This window comes from Actinomadura sp. SCN-SB, assembly GCF_043906805.1.
GTDB lineage: Bacteria > Actinomycetota > Actinomycetes > Streptosporangiales > Streptosporangiaceae > Spirillospora.
In genome coordinates, this window is record NZ_JBIMPP010000001.1 from 129,630 (window position 1) to 148,047 (window position 18,418).

Consider the following 18,418-nt stretch of genomic DNA (forward strand, 5'->3'; position numbering starts at 1 on the left):
AAGGCATTTATAGCCATTGCGCGTATTGCTCTAGGTTGTGGGGGTGGCTGCCGAGTCCCTAGACGCCCATCGTGAGCTGATCGGGGCCGCGTTGTCATTGGGTGGGACACGTGCCGTTCTGGACGCGCTCGCCCGCGCGCTGGACTGCTGGTGCCTGGTGTTGGACGAGTCCCGCGCCGCACGGCACTGCTCCCCGCCGGAGGCACGCCGCCACGCCGCGCGGCTCCGCCTGGACGTGGAACGCCTCGGTCTCCAATCGCCCCTGCACACCGCGTACCTCGACCTGGGGGACGACCAGGTGGCGGTGCTGCCGATCAGGCGGAACAGCACCGTGGCCGGGCATCTGGTCGCCGGGCGCCCGCAACGGCTGAGCCCGGCCGAGCGTGGCGTCCTCACCAGCGCCGCCGGTCTGCTGTCGCTGGAGCTGACGTTCCGGGACGAGACGCTGGCGGCGCACCGCCGCGCCAGGCTGGCCGTGCTGCGGCTGGCCGCGGGCGAGCATCCGGGGCTCGCCGAGTCCACGGCGCAGACCCTGGGCGTCGCGCTCCCGGCCGAGCCGTTCCGGGTGGCGATGCTGGGGACCGACCCGGCGCGCGTGCCCGACCTGCTGCGGGCGGCCGAGGGGCATCCGGCGCTCGGCCAGGTCAGCGCGCTGGTCGTGCCGTTCGACCGGCACAGCGTGGTGGTGCTGATCCCGGTCGCCGAGGGGGACGCGCAGGCGCTTGAGGAGGTGCTGCACCAGGTGCCGCGCTCGCGCGGCGTCGTCACCGAGGGCGTCCCGCTGACCGGTCTCGCGGACGGGCTGCGCCGCGCCCGGTCGGTGTTCTTGAGCGGCGCCAAGGACTCGGGGCCGGGACGGCTCGTCCTGGCCAGGGACGTCGCCACCGCCGGGCTGCTGGCCCAGCTCGACACGCCGGGCGCCAGGGGATGGGCGGACACGCTGCTGGAACCGCTGGAGCGGCACGCCGGCCGGTCCCGGCTCGACCTGGTCTCGACGCTGCGGGTGTTCCTCGCCAACAACGGCCACATCGACGCGTCCGCCACCGCGCTCGGGATCCACCGGCACACCCTGCGCTACCGGCTCGGCCGGATCACCGAGCTGCTCGGCACGGACCTCGACGACCCCACGGCCCGCGCCGAGCTGTGGCTCGCGCTGCGGCTCAGGGAGGCGCAGGCATGACGGCGCGCCCTGTGGCGGCCTACCGGCCCGCCGGGGACCGGTACGTCCTGGTCGAGTACGGCGACGGCGAGGAACTCGACCTGCGGGTCAACTTCTTCGTCCTGCGGGCGCTGGACGCGCTGACCGCCGACCCGCCGCCGGGACTGGTGGAGGCCGCGCCCGGGTTCCGGTCCATCCTCGTCCGGTTCGATCCGGCGCGGACCCGGAGGGACGCGCTGATCGAGCGGCTGCGGGAGCTGCACGCCCGGGTGCCCGGCGGGTCCTCGCCGCCCACGCGCAGCCGCCGGATCGTCCTGCCGATCGCGTTCGACCACTCCGCGACCCGGCGCGCCATCGAACGGTACGCCGCCACGATCAGGGCGGACGCCCCGTACACGGGGAGCGGCGGCAACATCGGCTACATCGTGGAGCACAACGGCCTGCCGGACCGGGAGGCCCTCTACGAGGCGATCCTCGGCACCGAGTGGTGGACGGCGTTCACCGGGTTCGCGCCGGGACTGCCGTTCATGTTCTCGATGCGCGCGCCGACCGCGCTGTCGGTGCCCAAGTACAACCCGGCGCGGACCTGGACGCCCGAGGGCGCGGTCGGCATGGGCGGCCCCTGCGTGGCGATCTTCCCGGTGGACGCGCCGGGCAGCTACCAGCTGTTCGGGCGGACGCTGCCGATCTACGACATCCTCGGCCGCAACCGGGCGTTCCGCGACGACCCGTTCCTGATCGGCCCGGGCGACCGGGTGTCGTTCACCCGGGTGGAGGAGGACGAGCTGGAGGAGATCCGGCGGCTGGCCCTGGAGGACCGCTACAGCTACCACGTGGAGGACGAGCGTGACCGGCGCGGTGCTGGAGATCCTTGACCCCGGGGTGCGGACCACCGTCCAGGACCATCCGGGCAGGATCGGCCTTCAGGCCAAGGGGATCTTCCCGTCGGGACCCGTCGACCATCTCGCGTTCCGGGCGGCCAACGTGCTGGTGGGCAACGCCCCGGGCGACGCGGCGCTGGAGATCCCGATGGGGCGGTTCGCCGCCCGCGCGCACCTGCGCGGGCGGGTGGCGGTGTGCGGCGCGGACGGCGCCGAGGTCACGATCAACGGTGCGCCGGTGCCGATGTGGGAGGCCGTGGACGTGCGCCCGGGCGACGTGCTGGCCGCGGGCACGCTGAAGGGCCCGGGGTTCCGGCTGTACCTGGCGGTGTCCGGCGGGATCGACGTCCCGCCGGTGCTGGGATCCCGCGCCCTGCACACCGGCGCCGGCTTCGGCGGCCTGGACGGGCGTGCGCTGGTCCGCGGCGACGCCGTGCCCGTGGGCGCGTGCGACGTCGAGGGCACGCCGAGGCTGCGGTTGCCGCAGGGGCTGCGCCCCGGCTACCACCGGCACTGGGAGATCGAGGTGATGCGGGGCCCGCACGCCGATCCCGGCTACCTCACGCCCGCCGACTGGCGCGGCTTCGTCACCTCCCGCTGGCGGGTCAACCTCAACTCCGACCGGCTCTACGTCCGGCTCAACCCGCACCACTTCACCTGGACGCGGCCGGACGGCGGGGTGGCGGGCGCGCACCCGTCCAACGTGCTGGACGGCGGTTACCCGGTGGGCGGGATCATCGTCAACGGCGACCTGCCCACGATCCTCGGCCCGGACGGCGCCGCCTCGGGCGGCTTCACGGTGATCGCCACGATCGTGCACGCGGCGCTGTGGAAGGTCGGGCAGCTGTGCCCGGGCCGGGACACCGTCCGGTTCCGCGAGGTGGACCTCGACCAGGCCGAGGCGCTGGACCGGCACACCGAGTTCATGCTCGACCCGGCGAACCTGGAAAGGGTGGTCAGCGGCGGCTGAGCACCTCCGCCATGGGCGCGATGGTGACGCCCTCCGCGGCGAAACGCTCCCTGATGGCGGTGGCGATCTCCACCGCGTTCGGGCGGTCGCCGTGGACGCAGATCGTGTCGGCGTCCACCGCGACCCGCTTGCCGCCGACGGTCGTCACGGTGCCGTTCAGGATGCCGACCGCCTTGTCCACGCAGGCCGCGACGTCCTTGGCGCGCGGGTCCGGCTCGATGATGATCTCGCCTTCGTCGTCGTACTCCAGGTCCGCGAACGCCTCGCGGGCGACGCGGACGCCGCGTGCCGCGACCCGATCGGCGGTCGGCCCGGCCAACAACACCGTGATCAGGCCGCCGCCCAGCGAGGCGACCGCGTCCGCGATGGCGTCGGCCACGTCCGGGTCGCGCATCGTCAGCCCGTACAGCGAGCCGTGCGGCTTCACATGCGTGATCGGGACGCCCAGGGAGTCGGCGAAGCCGCGCAGCGCCCCGTACTGGTAGAGGCAGGCGTCCGCGGCGTCCGACGGGGACAGCGCCATGGGCCGGCGCCCGAACCCGACCAGGTCGGGCAGCCCCGGATGGGCGCCGAGCGCCGTCCCGCTCGTCTTGGCCAGCTCGACCGACCGCCGCATCGTCGCCGGGTCGCCCGCATGCCAGCCGCACGCCACGTTCACCGAGCTGACCAGCGGCAGCAGATGCTCGTCGTCGCCCAGCCGCCAGCGGCCGAAGCTCTCGCCGGCGTCGGCGTTCAGGTCGATCACGGTCTTCATGCGTCCACGGTGGGCCGGGCGCCGGGCACCGGCAATGCGCCAAGTCGGCCAACCGGCGGCGCCGACCTGTCCGAACGGGCCAATAGCCCGTCCGGCCGCGTCCGGCCAGGGTGTGGTGGACCGGGCCGACGGCCGAGATGCCGGGATGCCGAGATGCCGGGATGCGAGGTGTGGCGGGTGAGCCGGACGGACACGGCTGAGCTGGCGCTGCCGCCGGCGCGCTACGAGTACGGAGGCGACGAGTTCGTCTTCGTCGAGATGGACCAGGCGATGAGCCTGGAGGCCAACATCAAGGCCATGACGATCACCGCGGCGCTGCGCGAGCGCGGTCTGGACGGCGTCATCGACATCTGCCCGTCCAACGCCTCCTACATGATCCGCGTCGACCCGGACGTGCTGCACCCCGCCGAGCTGGTGAAGGAGCTGCGCGCGCTGGAGCGGTCGGCCACCGCGCTCACCTCCGACCGGGTGCTGCCGACGCGCGTCGTGGACGTGCCCGTCCTGTACGACGACCCGTGGACGCGGGAGACGCTGATGCGCTTCCGCGACCGCCACCAGGACCCCGGCGCCACCGACCTGGAGTACGCCGCCCGGATCAACGGGTACGCCGGGGTGCCGCAGCTGATCGACGCCCTGTCCGGCGCGCCGTACTTCGTGACCATGCTCGGGTTCGTCCCCGGCCTGCCGTTCTGCTACCAGATGGTGCCCAGGGAACGGCAGATCGAGGTGCCCAAGTACGTGCGTCCCCGCACCGACACGCCGGAGCGGGCGTTCGGGTTCGGCGGCGCGTTCTCGGTGGTCTACCCCGTGCGGGGCGCGGGCGGCTACCAGCTGTTCGGCATCGCGCCCGCGCCCGTCCTCGACGTCGCGCAGCGGCTGCCCGACTTCCAGGACGGCATCGTGTTCCCGCGGGCGGGCGACATCTTCCGCTACCGCTCGATCGACCGGAACGAGTTCGACCGGATCAGGAGCGAGGTGGAGGACGGCACGTTCCGGTACCGGATCCGCGAGTACGAGTTCCGTCCCGCCGAGTTCCTGGGCGACCCGGACGCGGTCACCAGCGACCTGCTGGAGGTGCTGTACGGATGAGCACGATCCTGGTGCGCAAGGGCGGTCTCTACACCACGGTCCAGGACACGGGGCGTGACGGGTACTACGAGATCGGCATGCCGCCCTCCGGGGCGATGGACCAGTACTCCTACCGGGTCGCCAACCTGCTGGTGGGCAACCCGGACGGGGCGGCGGCGCTGGAGGCCACCTACATCGGCCCGGAACTGGAGTTCACCGACGACCGGCTGGTCGCGGTCACCGGCGCGGAAGCGCCGGTCGCGGTCAACGGGGAGGCGGTGCCGTCCTGGCAGACGCTGGCGGTGCGCGCCGGTGACGTCCTGTCGTTCTCGATGATCACGGCGGGGGCGCGGCTCTACATCGCGGTCAGCGGCGGCATCGACGTCCCGGAGAAGCTCGGCTCGCGGTCCACCTACACCCTCACCGGCCTGGGCGGGTTCGAGGGACGCAAGCTCGCCGACGGGGACCGGCTCCCGGTCGGCAAGGCCGGCACCGACGCGCCCGGACCTCCCGTGGGCGCGTCGGTGCCGGGACCACTGCGGCCCGAGTTCCCCGACGTCATGCCGTTGCGGACGGTGGTCGGGCTGTGCTCGTACCGGCTCACCGAGGCGGCGCTCGACTCCTTCCTCGGCACGGTCTGGAAGGTCACCAAGGACGCCGACCGCGTCGGCTACCGGCTGCGCGGCGGCACGCTGGACTTCGTCGAACGCGAGCAGCCGTTCGGCGCGGGCGGCGACCCGGCGAACGTGGTGGACCTCGGCTACCCCGTCGGCTCGATCCAGGTGCCGGGCGGGGACGAGCCGATCGTCCTGCTCAACGACGCGGTGACCGGCGGGGGCTACGCCACCATCGGCACGGTCATCTCGGTGGACCGGGACCGGATCGCGCAGGCCAAGACGGGGGACCGGGTGTCGTTCGTCCCGGTCGGCCTGGACGAGGCGCTGGCCGCGCGGCGCGACCGCGCCCGCCGCCTCGCCGAGGCGCGCGCCGCCCTGACCGCGTGACCACCCGAACGCCGCGAGGAGAACCCATGGAAACGATCAAGGCGACGATGCCCGGTGTCTTCTACCGCCGTCCCGCGCCGGACGCCGACCCGTTCGTCGAGGAGGGCGCCGAGGTGGCGGCCGGTCAGACGATCTGCCTGGTCGAGGTGATGAAGACCTTCAACGAGCTGAAGGCCGAGGCCGCCGGGACCCTCACCAGGTTCCTCGTCGAGGACGGCGAGGAGATCGCGATGGGGCAGGACCTCGCCGAGTTCACGACGCACGCCTGAGCGCGGCGCCCGGCCGGTACGAGTGGTCAGTTCTGGCGCGTCAGGCGGCCCTTGGCGGGGCTGCCCGCCGGGCCGTCCCAGGAGTAGTCGAGCGCGCCGCTCTTGCGGGTCAGGGTGAAGGAGCCGCTGACGCAGCGGCCGCGCCCGCGGGTGATGCTCTCCCGCAACCGCAGCCTGGTGGAGGTCGCGCTCAGCAGCCGCAGGTCGCCGGAGCAGTCGAGCGCGGCGTACCGGGACGTGCCGACCTTCTCACCGGTCCTGCCCTTGCGGATCTTCAGGACGCCCACGTACCTCTTGCCCCCGGACTCGGTGATCCTGCCGCGCCAGGTGCCGATGAAGAACGTGCCGACGCTCGCCTTCACGGTCGGGGAGCCCGCCTTGGCGGGCTTCTCACGGCGCTCGTCCAGGGTCCGCTGGATGTCCTTGAACATGGCGGGCGAGTGCGATAAACCCCACGCCACCAGCGCCACCGGCAGCAGCCCGGCGATCAGCATGGTGAGCAGCCGGATCGCGCGGGAACCATACGGCCGTGGGCGCGCCACAGGCGGATGCGTGGTCCACGGCGCCGGCGGAGGCGTCGGCGGAGGCGTCGTCGGTGGCGGCGTCGTCGCGGAAGCCGGAGCCGGACCCGGTGGTGGAGTCTCGGGGAGCCGCTTGGTCTCGCTGATGCCGACGGAGAACTCGCTCAGCAGTTCCGCGACCGTCGGCCGCCGCTCGGGCACCTTGCTCAGCGCCCGCTCCACCACGTCCCGCACCAGCGGGTCCAGGCCGTCCAGGTCCGGCGGGCCCGAGCCGACCTTGTTGAGCACCTCGTAGACGCTGCGGCCGTCGAACGGCATCCGCCCGGTGCCGGCGAACGCGATCACGCCGCCCCAGGAGAAGACGTCCGCGGCCGGGGTCAGCGGGCGGCCGTCGATCAGCTCGGGCGCGACGTACGCGGGAGTGCCCACGACCTGCCCGGAGGCGGTGATCCTGGTCAGCTCGTCCCGGGCCCGCGAGATGCCGAAGTCGATGACCCGGGGCCCGGTCGGCGACAGCAGCACGTTGGACGGCTTGAGGTCGCGGTGCACCAGCCCGGCCTCGTGGATGGCGCGCAGCGCCGTGGCAATCCCGACCGCGAGCTGCTCCAGCGACGAGCCGCGCAGCGGGCCGCGCTCGGCGACGGCCGACTCCAGGTCCGGGCCGTCGATGAACTCGACCGCCACGTACATCGGGTCCTCGTCCAGCGACGCCTCCACCACCGGGGCGGTGGAGTGCGACCTGACCCGGCGGGCGGCGGCGATCTCCCGGCGGAACCTGGCCCGGAACTCGGGGACGGCGGCGTACTGCGGGTTGATCAGCTTGATGGCGACCGGCGGCTCGTCGGGGGCCTCGCCGAGGTAGACGGTGCCCATCCCGCCGCGCCCGATCCTGGCGGTCAGCCGGAAACGGCCGACGACCTCGGGATCGGACGGCTCCAGCGGCTCCCGCATGTTCGGCCCATCTTGTGGAACGGCGCACCGCCCCCGATCCTAATCCGGCCCGTCCCGTCCGGGGATCCCTTGGGGACGCGGGCCTCAGGGCAGGCCCAGGTGACCGGACAGGCGGTCGAGGTGGTGGTCGCCGTCGCCGAACGCCAGGGACGAGGCCATGGCGTGCCGGGAGTAGAGGTGCAGGTCGTGCTCCTTGGTGAACCCGATCGCGCCGTGCACCTGGTGGCCCAGGGCGCACACGCGCTCGTAGGCTTCGCCGACCCATGCCTTGGCCATCGAGACCTCCTCGGTGGCGTCCCGGCCGGCCGAAAGGCGCCAGATCGCCTCGTAGGCGATGAACCGGGAGCCCAGCACGTCGATCGCCATGTCGGCGCAGTGGTGCTGGACGGCCTGGAACGCGCCGATCGGCCTGCCGAACTGCTCGCGTTCCCTGGCGTAGGCGAGGGTGAGGTCGAGCACGCGCTGGGCCGCGCCGACCATCTCCGCGCACAGCGCGGCGGCGCCGTACGAGGCGACCGCGTCCGCGGCGCCCCGGTCGGATCCCAGGGCGCGGGCGTGCGGGACGTGGACGCCGGAGAAGACCAGGCGGCAGGGCCGGTCGAGGCCGACGGTGCCGGACGGCCCGATCGTGAGGCCGGGTGCGCCCGCGTCCACCAGGAAGGCGCGGGGCTCGCCGTCCAGCTCCGCGGTGACCAGCACGGACTCGGCGGACGCGGCGAAGGGGACGAACAGCGCCTCGCCGTCGAGCGTGAACCCGTCCTCGGCGGACTCGGCCCGCACGCCGGAGGCCACGCCCGAGCCCGGACGGTCCCAGGCCGGGGGCGTGCACGTCATGACGCTTCCCCTGGCGATGGCGCCGAGCCATTCGGCCTTCTGCGCGTCCGTGCCGTACCGGGCGATCGGCAGCGCGCAGCAGGCGACGGTCGCCGGCAGCGGGCTCGGGACGAGGGCGTGGCCGAGCTGCTCGAACAGCAGGCACACCTCAAGGAAGCCGCCGCCGACCCCGCCGTGCTCCTCCGGGACGGCGAGCCCGGTCCAGCCGAGATCGACCATCTCCTTCCAGAGCGCGGCGGAGTACCCGGCCGGGTCGTCCTCCATCGCCCGCGCGCCCGCCGTGGCGGCACGCGACTCCAGCAGCTCCCGGGCGGTGGAGGCGATCAGCTCCTGGTCCTCGGTGAGGGTGAGGTCCATGTCAGGTCCCGCTCGCCTCCGCCTCTGCCGGGATCTTGTCCGAGCGCACCCACACGCCCGGACGCTCCTCCCAGAACAGTTGGACGAGGACTCCGCCGGTGTGCTTGGGGTGGATGAAGGTGTCGCGCCAGGCGGCCCCGTCGGTGCTGCCCTCGTTCTCGCCGAAGGTGGGGGTGCCGTGCTCCGCGCACGCGGCCATGGCCCTGTCCCAGTCGGCGACCTCGAAGGTGACGTGGTGCGCGGCGGCCCCGTTGCGGTCCCAGAACCGCTCGATGAAGGAGTCCTCGCCGCGCGGCATGATGATCTCCCAGCAGATCGCGGACCCGGGGATGTTCATCACCAGGTCGGCCATGTCGGGATGCTCCTCCAGCGGCGTCCGCCACACCGGCACGAACCCGGCGAGGTCCGCGTACCAGCGGGCCAGCTCGTCGCGGTCGGGGAACGCCTGGCAGACATGGTCGAGGCCGACGATGCCCAGCGACGCGCCGCCGCCGGACGTGGGCGCGGCCGGGCGTGCGTCCTCGTCCCCGCACATCCCCAGCGCCCCGGGGCCGCGCATGCGGAACAGGACGCCGGGCCCGCGTTCGGGCGGGGACAGGGACGCCTCCAGCCAGCGGCCGCCCCCACCCGCGATGGGCTTGAGGCCCCGCGTCTCCAGCTCGGCGCGTACGGCGCCGAGGTCGGGCACCTCCGCGCCGATGTGGTGCAGACCGGCGCGCCCGCCGTGCTCGTCCAGCCAGACCTGGAGCGCGGAGCCGTCACCGGTCGGCGCGAGCACCTCCCACGCCTGCCCCCAGCTCCCGGGGATCTCCAGGCGGACGCCGCGCGTCCCCTCCTCCGCGCTGTCCCACGTCCGGACCGGCGTGAAGCCGAACAGCCCCTCCAGCAGCGCCACCTGCCCGTCCAGATCGGGCGTCACCTGCGCGACATGGTCGATCCGATAAAAGTGCACGATCCCTCCCTGGACCCCTCAGCTCGGGTGCGGCTCGATCCAGTCGTAGCCGTAGGTCACCAGCTCCTTCACCAGGCGCAGGTTGTAGCGGTTCATCGCGGCGACGCGCTCGGCCAGCTCACCCACCCGCTTGTCGAACTCCTCGGCCGGGAACACCTCGTTGACCAGGCCGAACTCCTTGGCCTTCGCGGCGTCGATGCGGGCGCCGGTGAACAGGAGCTGCTTGGCGCGCGCCTTGCCGATCCGCTCGGGCAGCCGCTTGACGCCGCCCCACCCGGGCGCGTTGCCGCCGAACTCCGGCTGGTCGGGGTCGCCGTCCTCGGTCATCTTGGGCCGGTACGGAGGCCGCGCGGACAGCGTGATCTCCACGAGCCCCACCTTGGCGTTGTCGGCGGCCACGATGAAGTCGGCCGCCAGCGCCAGCTCCAGGCCGCCGCCGACCGCGTACCCGTGCACGGCGGCGATCACGGGGATGGACAGCCGTTCCATCATCGCGAACGTCTTCTCGCCGAGCCGGCCCTGCTCGACCCGGTCCTTCTTGGTGAGCGACTCCGACCACTTCAGGTCCATGCCGGCGCAGAACGCGCGCTCTCCCGCGCCGCGCAGCACGAGCACGCACACGTCCTCGTCGTCGTCGACCTTGGTGAAGATGTCGCGCAGCTCCGCCATGGTGGTGGGCGTGAGGGCGTTCAGCTTGTCCGGCCGGTTCAGCGTCAGCCAGGCCACCCTCTCCTCGATGTGCAGGTCGACGGTCTCGTAGGAGCCGTAGGCGTTCCCGGGCATGTGAGAAGTCCTCCTCGGGGTGTTCTCAGTCGCGCGGCAGGTCGAGGCCGCGGGTGGCTATCACGTTGCGCTGGATCTCGGACGCGCCGCCGAGGAAGGTCGCGGCGATCGCGTCGCGTCGCATGTGGGTGAACGTGGCGTTGAGGGGTGAGCCGTCGCCACGTGACCACAGCGACCCCGACCGTCCGAACGCCTTCGCGCCCGTGCGGGCGAGCCGCTGGTGCAGTTCGGCGCTGAACAACTGGTTGACCGACGCCTCGAAGCCCGGTTCCTCCCCGGCCTCCTGCTTCGAGACGGTGTAGCGGGCCAGGTTGTAGAGCACCCGGATCTCGGTGAGCCTTCGGGCGATCTCGCGCCGGTACGACCCGTCGGCCCGCGCGAACCGGCGGCCCTCGTCCGACCGCAGGTACCGGACGAGGTCGTACAGCGCCTGCTCGTACTTGATGGTGGCGCCGATGCCCGCCCGCTCGAACCCGAGCGCGGTCATCGCCACGTACCAGCCGCGGTTCTCCTCGCCGACCCGGTTCGCCACCGGCACCCGCACGCCCTCGAAGAAGATCTCGCAGTACGGGGCGGCGCCGCGCAGGTCGGTGATCGGACGGATCGTCACGCCGGGCGCCGACGCCTCGACGAGCAGGAAGGTGATGCCCCGGTGCCTGGGCTCGGCGTCCGGATCGGTGCGGACGAGGACGAACAGCCAGTCCGCGTACTGGCCGAGTGACGTCCACACCTTCTGGCCGTCCACCACGTACGTGTCGCCGTCGCGGACGGCGCGGGTGCGCAGGGAGGCGAGGTCGGAGCCCGCGCCCGGCTCGGAGAAGCCCTGCGCCCACGTCACCTCGCCGCGCGCGATGCCGGGCAGGTGCGCGGCCTTCTGCTCGTCCGTCCCGTGGACGAGCAGGGTCGGTCCGAGCAGGAACGCGCCGATGCCGTTGACCGTCGGGACGCGGGCCCGCATCAGCTCTTCCTGGAGGATGAACTCCTCCATCGCCGACAGCCCGGCGCCGCCGTACTCCCGCGGCCAGTGCGGCGCGATCCAGCCGCGCTCGGCCAGCGCCGCCGCCCACGCGCGAGCGCCCTCGCGGCGTTCGGGGTCGTCGCTGACGCGGTCCTCGGCCCAGTTGTAGCCGCGCACGTCCTCCGGTTCCAGGCTCTGCTCCCCGGCGAGGTCGGGACGGTACGAGGCGGGGAACCGTTCGCGCACGAACGCCCGCACCTCCTCGCGGAAGGCCGCCTGCTCGGGGGTGTCGTCCCAGTTCATGCGGGGTCCTTCTGGGCCGCCTCGCGGTCCCAGGTCGTCGCGGTCAGGCCGTTCTCGCCCTCTTCGCGGAGCTTGTACTTGGCGACCTTGTCGGTGGGGGTGCGGGGCAGGGCGTCGACGAACTCCACGTAGCGGGGCACCATCGAGCGCGGCAGCCGCTCCTCGCAGTAGGCGATCAGCTCGGCCGGGTCCAGGGCGCCGGTGCCGGGCCGCACCACGACGCTCACCTTGATGTCCTCGTCCTCCAGCTCCGAGGGGACGCCGATCGCGGCGCACTCCAGCACCGCCGGATGCAGGTTGATCTCGGATTCCAGGTCGAACGCGGAGATGTTCTCGCCGCGCCGCCGGATCGCGTCCTTCATCCGGTCGAGGAAGTAGTAGTAACCATCGTCATCCCGCCATACCCGATCTCCAGTGTGAAACCACATGTTCCGGAAACAGTGCGCCGTCGCCTCCCACGCGCCGTAGTAGCCGGTGGTGAGCACGAACGGCTGTTTCGGGCGGAGCACCAGCTCACCGGGTTCCCCGGGTCCCAGCTCGCGGTCGTGCTCGTCCACGACCGCCACGTGGAAGCGTTCCTCGTGCGCGGTGCCGCACGAGCCCGTGCGCCACTCGCCGTACGGGCTGCCGGTGGCGATGCCCGCCTCGGTGCTGGTGTAGGTCTCCACCGACCGTACGCCGAACCGCTCGCGCAGCGGCTCGTCCAGGCTGGACTTGCCCATGTAGAAGGTCTCCATGGGATGGTCGCGGTCCCGCGGGGACGGCGGCTGGTTCAGCAGGATCGGGATCATCGAGAACACGCTCATCGTGACCCGCGCGTCGAAGCGGCGCACGTCGTCCCAGAACCGGGACGCGCTGAAACGTTCCACGATCGCGATGGAGCCGCCGCCCAGCAGCGCCGACAGCATCCCGTCCCACAGCGCCGCGGCATGGAACAGCGGCAGCGGGCAGTAGATCGTCTTGCCCCACCGGTCGAGATAGTTCAGCGAGTCGTACGCGCAGGTCAGTGCCAGCGCGTGCGGCACCATCGCGCCCTTGGACGGGCCCGTGGTCCCGGACGTGTACATGATCGCCTGGAGGTCGGAGAACCGGACCCCGGCGTTCACCTCGCCGTCGCCGTTCTCCCGCGCCAGCAGCGTCGACAGATCGACCGCGGGCTTGCCGAGGGCGTTCATCGGCACCCCGGACGCCGCCCCGTCCCGGACGATGACCAGGCCCAGGCCGGGCAGCCGGTCCGCGATGGCGGGGATCCGGTCGGCGTACGGCGCGTCCACGATCAGCCAGCGCGTGTCCGAGGTGGCCAGCACGTGCCGCAGCAGTTCGCTCTTGTAGTCGATGTTGATGGGCACCGCCACCGCGCCGAGCCGGGCCAGCGCGAACACCAGGTGGACGATGTCGGGGCAGTTGGGGAGCATCACGCCGACGTGGTGACCGCGGCCGACGCCGAGCGCCGCCAGTCCCCGCGCCATCCGGTCGGCCGTCGCGTCCACCTCTCCGTAGCTGACGTCGCCGTCCCGGAATCTCAGGAACGGCTCCGTCCGGTGGGCCCGCGCCTGCGAGCGGAGCACGTCCCCGAGGACGAAACCTTCCAGCGTCTCCCTGCGCAAGGATGCGCGCATCCGAACCTCCGCTGCCGGGGGTCGAGGTCGTTGCCGGTCCCCGCTATCCGAACATGAAAGTACAAACAGGGCAACAGTGATGGAAGTGGACTAGTGGGGCGGGGAGGGTGATGGCGCGGTCACTCGCGGCGCTCGCCGGGCGGAGAGATGGGCCTACAGATGGGCAGGCGGATGGGCATGAAGCGGCGGCCGTCCGGAGCGTGGTTCGCCCGGACGGCCGCCGTTGAACGTGCGGTCGGATCAGTCGTCCCTCGATGCCCCTTCCGCGTCCTCCCTGTCGAAGGTGGCCTCGGGCAGTGCCTCGTCCGGGACCTCGTCCGGCCGGGACGGGGTGTGGTCGGCGTCCGGCGCCTGGCCGGAGGTCTTCGGCCTCGGCTCGGGCGTGGGCGGCGGGGTGGGGACCCTCTTCCGCTTGGCGTCCGTCCGCTTGGCGTCCGTCCGATCGGCGAGCCCCGCCTTCCCATGCTCGCCGGTGGGCTTGCCGGGTTCCGCCTTTCCCCGCTTCCCGGCGAGGAGGTCGTACTGGTCGAGGTCGTGGGCGAGCTCGGCGATCGAGGACGGGAACGTCCTCGGCCGCGGCGCGCCGGGCCGCACGGCACCGGCGAACGCCCGCCTGCGATATTCGTCGAACCGCTCGATGCGAATGGTCTTGCCTCTGCTGGGCGCGTGGATGAACCGGTTCCTCGACAGGGCCATCCCGACATGGCCGCGGCCGTTGAAGAACACCAGGTCCCCCGGGCGCAATTTGCTCATGCTCACCTTTCGGGGAACGGCCCGGTATTGCGCGTAGGTGACCCGTGGAAGGTGGACGCCCGCCTTTTGCCAGGACCGCATCACCAGGCCCGAGCAGTCGTAGGCGTTCGGCCCCTCGGCACCCCACCGATAGGGCTTGCCGATCTGCCGGCGCGCGTACGAGGTCGCGATCGCGGCGCGCTTTTTCTGCCGGGCCACCTTGCGCCGGTATTTCTTGTACGCCTTGACCTTGAGCAGGGTCGCGGAGTCGATCTGCGGTCGCGCGGGCCCGCGCACCGGCGGCTTGATCCGCGGCCGTGCGTGCGAGGACGGGGTGGACGGCTCGGCCGGTTCAAGCGGCGCGGCCTGCGCGTGACCCGCCGGAACCGTAACTAAGATCGTCGCCGCGAGCAGACAGGTGGCGGCCTGCGGCGCCATCCGGCGTGTACGTTTATGGCCGGTCTGCGGCTCCCGGCCTGGAGACTTCGACGGGCAGACGCCCGGCCGCCGCGCTGGAATGTCCATGGAACACCCTCCGATGTCCGTGATCGCGTGTATCGGCCCCCTTGTAGGTTGCCGTGAAAACGACTACCCGCCGCACGCGCCGGATTATTCAGGTGCTCGCCGGTCTTTAGCCGATGATGAGGACTCCATGGAAATGTCCTGCGCCCGCGTTGAACGGCACGCCGCTAGTATCGCGATAAGCCCGGTCATCCCGCGCGAAGTGGTCACGGGCCCTTATTGCTCGTGATCTGCTCGTGATCTGTGCACGATCGAGGCCCGGCGCATTTCCCGCGCCGGGCCCCCGATAAGGCGGACATATCCTCGTTTCGCTGTCAGGCGCCCATGCAGATCAGCGCCCGGAAGGTGAACCTGCCGGTGACGCCGTCGACCTGGATGCCGACCTTCCTCTGGAACTGCCGGACGGCCTGCTCGGTCCTGGTCCCGTAGATGCCGTCCACGGCCAGCTTCGGGTGCCCGTTGTGCCGCAGGGCGCGCTGCACGGCGAAGACCTTGCCTCCGGTGGCGCCCGGACGCACCACGCCGACGGTGTAGCGAAGGTTCTCCCAGGTCTCCGTGCCGATCCGGTTCCGCTCGGCCAGGTCCCTGCTCTCCTGGTACCTGGTGATCGCCCTGTGCAGGGCGTCGTTGTAGACGTCCCCCTGGCTGCTGGTGGGGACGCCGAGGATCCTCTTGACCGACCAGACCCTCCAGTGCGTGACGCCTCTCTCGAGCACCGGCCATGGCAGGGCCTCGATCCTGGCCTTCACCCCCCTCGGCGTGTCCGGGCCGTCCGCCGCCGCGACGCCCGTGCCGGCGGCGCCGGACGCGGCGAGGACCAGCGCGAACACCAGTGGCAGGGCGGTGAGCGGCTTGAGGGCGTTGCGAGCCAGCGACATGTGAGATCCCCCATCTCGGTCGGTTCTGAGCTGCGCTCACGGACGAGCGGCGCACCGGAAACAGGCCGAAGCTCGCCCTCCGTAATCAATAGCATACGCAAAGTGACACGTAAGAGCTCGGGAATTCTCGTGGAAGCCGCGGTTATCCGGCGCGGGAGTGGTAGAGGGTTTCGACCGGCGCCTGGGTTTGGGACTGGGCGGAGTGTTGGGCGTGTTGCGCCTGGTAGTAGTACGGCTGCTGGTCGTCGCCGTGCAGATCCGGCGGCGGCATGGTGCTGATGAGGTGCGCCTTGTCCGTCCCGTACAGGTACGCGCTCAGCCCGTTCAGCAGGCGGTGGACGTCCTGCGGCGGGCGCACCACCAGCCGCAGGAACCGGCTGGTGCTGCCCAGCTTGTTGCCGCACTCGCGGACGAACACGCCGTGCTCGCTGATCAGGTAGTCGCGCAGCCGCACCCCGTCCACCTCGTCCGGGAGCCGGACCAGGATGAAGTTGCCCTGGGACGCGAACACCTTCAGGCCGGGCATGGCGGCGAGCTGCCGCGCCATGGACCTGCGGTCCATCGCGAGACGGGCCAGGCTGGTCCGGTACTCGGCGCGGTGCTCCTTCAGCAGGAACACGACGATCTCGGCGAACGAGTTGAGGTTCCACTTCGGCAGGGCACGCCTGATCCGTCCCGCCAGGGCCGGGTTGGCGACGAGGTAGCCGAACCGGATGCCGTGCAGGCCGAAGTTCTTGCCCAGGCTCTTCAGCACGATCACGTTGGGACGGATCGCCGCCTCGGCCGCGACGCTGGTCACCGGCTCGGCGTCCACGAAGTCGATGAACGACTCGTCCACGACCACGAGGTCGAGATCGACCAGCGCGTCCAGCATGCGCAGCACGTCCTGGCGCGGCACGTAGCCGCCGTCCGGGTTGTTCGGGTTGCAGATCACCGCGACCCGCGACCGCCGCTCCCGCAGGAACCGGACGAACGCCTCCAGGTCGAGCGCGAAGTCACGGCTCTCGGGCAGCGGGAACATGTCGACCCGCTTGCCGGTCTCCATCGGCTGGTCCGTCCACCGCCCGAACGTGGGGATCGGCGTGCACAGGCTCTCCCGCACCAGCAGGTGGTCGATCCAGGTGATCAGCTCCGTGGAGCCGTTGCCCATCGCCACCGTCTGCGGGTTGAGCCCCAGCGTCGAGCACAGCTCGGCGGTGATCGTGTCGGCGTCGCTGGGGTAGTACTTGAGGATCGTCTCCAGGTTGTCGCGCAACCGCCCGAACATCTCCGGCGTCGGGAAGTACGGGTTGCAGGGGATGCAGAAGTCGACGAGGTCGGCCCCGTGCCCGCTGTCGGCACGGTTGAGCGCGAAGAACGACGGACTGTGCGCGTTCTGCCGCAACAGATCGATGGAACCGGCCACTCCGTACCTCCAAGGCAAGGGCACCGAGAGGAGATACGGTCCGGAGGCCCTCCGGGTTCGAGCGGCGGGCTCCGGCGATCAGTAGCCCGGGGCCCGAGCAGGCGGGCCTGGGCCGGACATGACTCCGGTTGCCCGGAGGTCTCCCTCCGGCCAGGGGCTAGGGTCGTCGATCGTGATCGAGCCTTCCTCCCTGGACACCACCCGGGCGGCGTACGACGCCGTCGCCACCCTCTACGCCGAGCTGTTCCGTGACTCGGTCGAAGGCCATCCGCTGGATCGCGCCATGGTCGCCGCGTTCGCCGATTCCGTACGCGACGCGGGCGGCGGGCCCGTGGCCGACCTCGGGTGCGGCCCTGGGGGCGTCACGGCGCGCCTGGCGTCCCTCGGCCTGACCGCCTTCGGGGTGGACGCGTCGCCGGCGATGGTCGGGCTGGCCCGCCGGGAGTACCCGGACCTGCGGTTCGACGAGGGTTCGATGCTCGCGCTCGACCTCGCGGACGGGACGCTGGGCGGCGTCCTGGCCTGGTACTCCATCATCCACACGCCTCCGGAGGAGCTGCCGGTGATCTTCGCGGAGTTCGCGCGGGTGCTGGCGCCGGGAGGCCATCTGCTCGCCGGGTTCTTCGCGACCGGCGGCGGCTCGTCCCATCCGGCCGAGCCGTTCGACCACAAGGTCGCCGTCGCCTACCGGCTGTCCATCGACCATGTCGCGGAGCTGGCGGCCGGGGCCGGGCTCACGGAGATCGGCCGGCTGCGCCGCGAGCCCGGTGAGAACGAGAGGTTCCAGCACGGCCGTCTCCTCGCCCGCAAGCCGGTACGGTCGTAGCGCCTGGCCAGCGTAGTGCCTGGCCAGCGTATTGAACCGGTCGGTTCAGAACGGTTACGGTGGCGCGCATGGGGCGGCCCAGGGGTTTCGACGAGGGACGGGCTCTCGACGCGGCGATGCTCACGTTCTGGGAGAAGGGGTACGAGGCCACCTCCACGGAGGATCTGTGCGCCGCCACCGGGCTGGGGCGCAGCAGCATCTACAACACGTTCAAGAGCAAGCACGCACTGTTCGAGCGCTCGCTCGGCCGGTATCTCGACGCCCAGACCGGTGCGCACGTGGCCGTCCTGCGCGATGCCGGACGGACGGGCGCGGAGCGGGTGCGCGCGGTGCTCCGGATGATCGTCGAGGAGGACGCGGACCGCCGGACGGCCGGTGGCCGCAGTCCGGGCTGCCTGGCCGTGAACAGCATCGTCGAGCTGGCCGGACGTGACCCGGCGGTCGCGGTGATGCTGGAGCGGGACACCGCGCGCCGCCTCGACGCCTTGCGGAGCGCGGTGGAGGCGGGGCAGCGGGACGGGAGCATCACCTCCAAGCGGGACGCCGGGGAGCTGAGCCGCTTCGTCAACGCGGCGGTCGCGGGCATGCGGGTCTCCGGGCAGGGCGGGGCCGGCCCGGCCGTGCTGGAGTCCATCGCCGAGATCACGATGGACGCGCTGACCCCCTGACCGG

The 18,418-nt window shown here is 71.9% G+C and carries 18 protein-coding genes; 8 read left to right on the forward strand and 10 right to left on the reverse strand.

Annotated elements, in window-relative coordinates; all coding sequences use genetic code 11:
* Positions 1-43 precede the first annotated feature (43 nt).
* From ACGWYJ_RS00655 to ACGWYJ_RS00665, 3 genes are read left to right on the forward strand one after another with little or no spacing between them, the layout of a single operon-like run.
* Positions 44-1,180, forward strand: coding sequence for a PucR family transcriptional regulator (locus ACGWYJ_RS00655; RefSeq protein WP_395103469.1), 1,137 nt, complete (start codon positions 44-46; stop codon positions 1,178-1,180).
* On the forward strand, positions 1,177-2,034 hold the full coding sequence (locus tag ACGWYJ_RS00660; protein ID WP_395103470.1) for an allophanate hydrolase subunit 1: 858 nt from the start codon (positions 1,177-1,179) through the stop codon (positions 2,032-2,034). The genes ACGWYJ_RS00655 and ACGWYJ_RS00660 overlap by 4 nt, the downstream gene beginning before the upstream one ends.
* Positions 2,006-3,010, forward strand: a complete 1,005-nt coding sequence (locus ACGWYJ_RS00665; protein WP_395103471.1) for a biotin-dependent carboxyltransferase family protein — start codon at positions 2,006-2,008, stop codon at positions 3,008-3,010. Before ACGWYJ_RS00660 ends, ACGWYJ_RS00665 begins: the two co-directional genes overlap by 29 nt.
* On the opposite strand, the gene ACGWYJ_RS00670 is transcribed toward ACGWYJ_RS00665, so the two are convergent.
* Positions 2,997-3,764, reverse strand: coding sequence for a LamB/YcsF family protein (locus ACGWYJ_RS00670; protein WP_395103472.1), 768 nt, complete (start codon positions 3,762-3,764; stop codon positions 2,997-2,999). The two genes, ACGWYJ_RS00665 and ACGWYJ_RS00670, sit on opposite strands and share 14 nt — an antisense overlap.
* A 177-nt stretch (positions 3,765-3,941) precedes the next feature.
* Between ACGWYJ_RS00670 and ACGWYJ_RS00675 the strand changes: the two genes are divergently transcribed.
* Genes ACGWYJ_RS00675 through ACGWYJ_RS00685 form a run of 3 tightly spaced genes read left to right on the forward strand, consistent with a single transcriptional unit; the run spans position 3,942 to position 6,105 of the window.
* On the forward strand, positions 3,942-4,853 hold the full coding sequence (locus tag ACGWYJ_RS00675; protein ID WP_395103473.1) for an allophanate hydrolase subunit 1: 912 nt from the start codon (positions 3,942-3,944) through the stop codon (positions 4,851-4,853).
* Complete coding sequence (locus ACGWYJ_RS00680) at positions 4,850-5,836, forward strand: biotin-dependent carboxyltransferase family protein (protein WP_395103474.1); 987 nt, start codon at positions 4,850-4,852, stop codon at positions 5,834-5,836. The genes ACGWYJ_RS00675 and ACGWYJ_RS00680 overlap by 4 nt, the downstream gene beginning before the upstream one ends.
* 26 nt (positions 5,837-5,862) lie before the next feature.
* Positions 5,863-6,105, forward strand: coding sequence for an acetyl-CoA carboxylase (locus tag ACGWYJ_RS00685; RefSeq protein ID WP_395103475.1), 243 nt, complete (start codon positions 5,863-5,865; stop codon positions 6,103-6,105).
* Positions 6,106-6,131: 26 nt separating this feature from the next.
* Here ACGWYJ_RS00685 and ACGWYJ_RS00690 read toward each other — a convergent pair whose 3' ends face one another.
* From ACGWYJ_RS00690 to ACGWYJ_RS00730, 9 genes are all read right to left on the reverse strand, one after another.
* Positions 6,132-7,577 carry a serine/threonine-protein kinase gene (locus tag ACGWYJ_RS00690; RefSeq protein WP_395103476.1) on the reverse strand — a complete coding sequence of 482 codons (1,446 nt, stop codon included), beginning with the start codon at positions 7,575-7,577 and terminating at the stop codon, positions 6,132-6,134.
* Positions 7,578-7,661: 84 nt separating this feature from the next.
* Positions 7,662-8,768, reverse strand: a complete 1,107-nt coding sequence (locus ACGWYJ_RS00695) for an acyl-CoA dehydrogenase family protein (protein WP_395103477.1) — start codon at positions 8,766-8,768, stop codon at positions 7,662-7,664.
* Between the two features lies 1 nt (position 8,769).
* Positions 8,770-9,720, reverse strand: a complete 951-nt coding sequence (locus ACGWYJ_RS00700) for a VOC family protein (RefSeq protein WP_395103478.1) — start codon at positions 9,718-9,720, stop codon at positions 8,770-8,772.
* Between the two features lie 18 nt (positions 9,721-9,738).
* The gene (locus tag ACGWYJ_RS00705; protein WP_395103479.1) at positions 9,739-10,503 is read right to left on the reverse strand and encodes an enoyl-CoA hydratase/isomerase family protein; all 765 of its coding nucleotides are present in this window, start codon (positions 10,501-10,503) and stop codon (positions 9,739-9,741) included.
* Positions 10,504-10,528: 25 nt separating this feature from the next.
* Positions 10,529-11,764 (reverse strand): acyl-CoA dehydrogenase family protein, encoded by a 1,236-nt coding sequence (locus ACGWYJ_RS00710; RefSeq protein WP_395103480.1) that lies wholly within the window; start codon positions 11,762-11,764, stop codon positions 10,529-10,531.
* On the reverse strand, positions 11,761-13,383 hold the full coding sequence (locus ACGWYJ_RS00715; RefSeq protein ID WP_395103481.1) for an AMP-binding protein: 1,623 nt from the start codon (positions 13,381-13,383) through the stop codon (positions 11,761-11,763). The genes ACGWYJ_RS00710 and ACGWYJ_RS00715 overlap by 4 nt, the downstream gene beginning before the upstream one ends.
* Positions 13,384-13,623: 240 nt before the next feature.
* A complete protein-coding gene (locus ACGWYJ_RS00720) occupies positions 13,624-14,553 on the reverse strand; it encodes a C40 family peptidase (RefSeq protein ID WP_395103482.1) in 930 nt (309 codons plus the stop codon).
* A gap of 398 nt (positions 14,554-14,951) precedes the next feature.
* Entirely contained in the window at positions 14,952-15,515 is a 564-nt protein-coding gene (locus ACGWYJ_RS00725) for a peptidoglycan-binding protein (RefSeq protein ID WP_395103483.1), read from the reverse strand.
* 142 nt (positions 15,516-15,657) lie between these two features.
* A complete protein-coding gene (locus ACGWYJ_RS00730; RefSeq protein ID WP_395103484.1) occupies positions 15,658-16,920 on the reverse strand; it encodes a pyridoxal phosphate-dependent aminotransferase in 1,263 nt (420 codons plus the stop codon).
* Between the two features lie 172 nt (positions 16,921-17,092).
* Between ACGWYJ_RS00730 and ACGWYJ_RS00735 the strand changes: the two genes are divergently transcribed.
* Positions 17,093-17,746: a class I SAM-dependent methyltransferase gene (locus tag ACGWYJ_RS00735; protein WP_395103485.1), complete on the forward strand. Its 654-nt coding sequence runs from the start codon at positions 17,093-17,095 to the stop codon at positions 17,744-17,746.
* Between the two features lie 68 nt (positions 17,747-17,814).
* Complete coding sequence (locus ACGWYJ_RS00740; protein WP_395103486.1) at positions 17,815-18,414, forward strand: TetR/AcrR family transcriptional regulator; 600 nt, start codon at positions 17,815-17,817, stop codon at positions 18,412-18,414.
* Positions 18,415-18,418 lie beyond the last annotated feature (4 nt).

What these genes read in the sequence shown, in the direction of transcription:
- ACGWYJ_RS00660 (WP_395103470.1), top strand. Translation starts at nt 1,177, where the DNA reads ATGACGGCGCGCCCTGTGGCGGCCTACCGGCCCGCCGGGGACCGGTAC.
- ACGWYJ_RS00670 (WP_395103472.1), bottom strand. Translation starts at nt 3,764, where the DNA reads ATGAAGACCGTGATCGACCTGAACGCCGACGCCGGCGAGAGCTTCGGC.
- ACGWYJ_RS00680 (WP_395103474.1), top strand. Translation starts at nt 4,850, where the DNA reads ATGAGCACGATCCTGGTGCGCAAGGGCGGTCTCTACACCACGGTCCAG.
- ACGWYJ_RS00685 (WP_395103475.1), top strand. Translation starts at nt 5,863, where the DNA reads ATGGAAACGATCAAGGCGACGATGCCCGGTGTCTTCTACCGCCGTCCC.
- ACGWYJ_RS00690 (WP_395103476.1), bottom strand. Translation starts at nt 7,577, where the DNA reads ATGCGGGAGCCGCTGGAGCCGTCCGATCCCGAGGTCGTCGGCCGTTTC.
- ACGWYJ_RS00695 (WP_395103477.1), bottom strand. Translation starts at nt 8,768, where the DNA reads ATGGACCTCACCCTCACCGAGGACCAGGAGCTGATCGCCTCCACCGCC.
- ACGWYJ_RS00705 (WP_395103479.1), bottom strand. Translation starts at nt 10,503, where the DNA reads ATGCCCGGGAACGCCTACGGCTCCTACGAGACCGTCGACCTGCACATC.
- ACGWYJ_RS00710 (WP_395103480.1), bottom strand. Translation starts at nt 11,764, where the DNA reads ATGAACTGGGACGACACCCCCGAGCAGGCGGCCTTCCGCGAGGAGGTG.
- ACGWYJ_RS00715 (WP_395103481.1), bottom strand. Translation starts at nt 13,383, where the DNA reads ATGCGCGCATCCTTGCGCAGGGAGACGCTGGAAGGTTTCGTCCTCGGG.
- ACGWYJ_RS00720 (WP_395103482.1), bottom strand. Translation starts at nt 14,553, where the DNA reads ATGGCGCCGCAGGCCGCCACCTGTCTGCTCGCGGCGACGATCTTAGTT.
- ACGWYJ_RS00725 (WP_395103483.1), bottom strand. Translation starts at nt 15,515, where the DNA reads ATGTCGCTGGCTCGCAACGCCCTCAAGCCGCTCACCGCCCTGCCACTG.
- ACGWYJ_RS00740 (WP_395103486.1), top strand. Translation starts at nt 17,815, where the DNA reads ATGGGGCGGCCCAGGGGTTTCGACGAGGGACGGGCTCTCGACGCGGCG.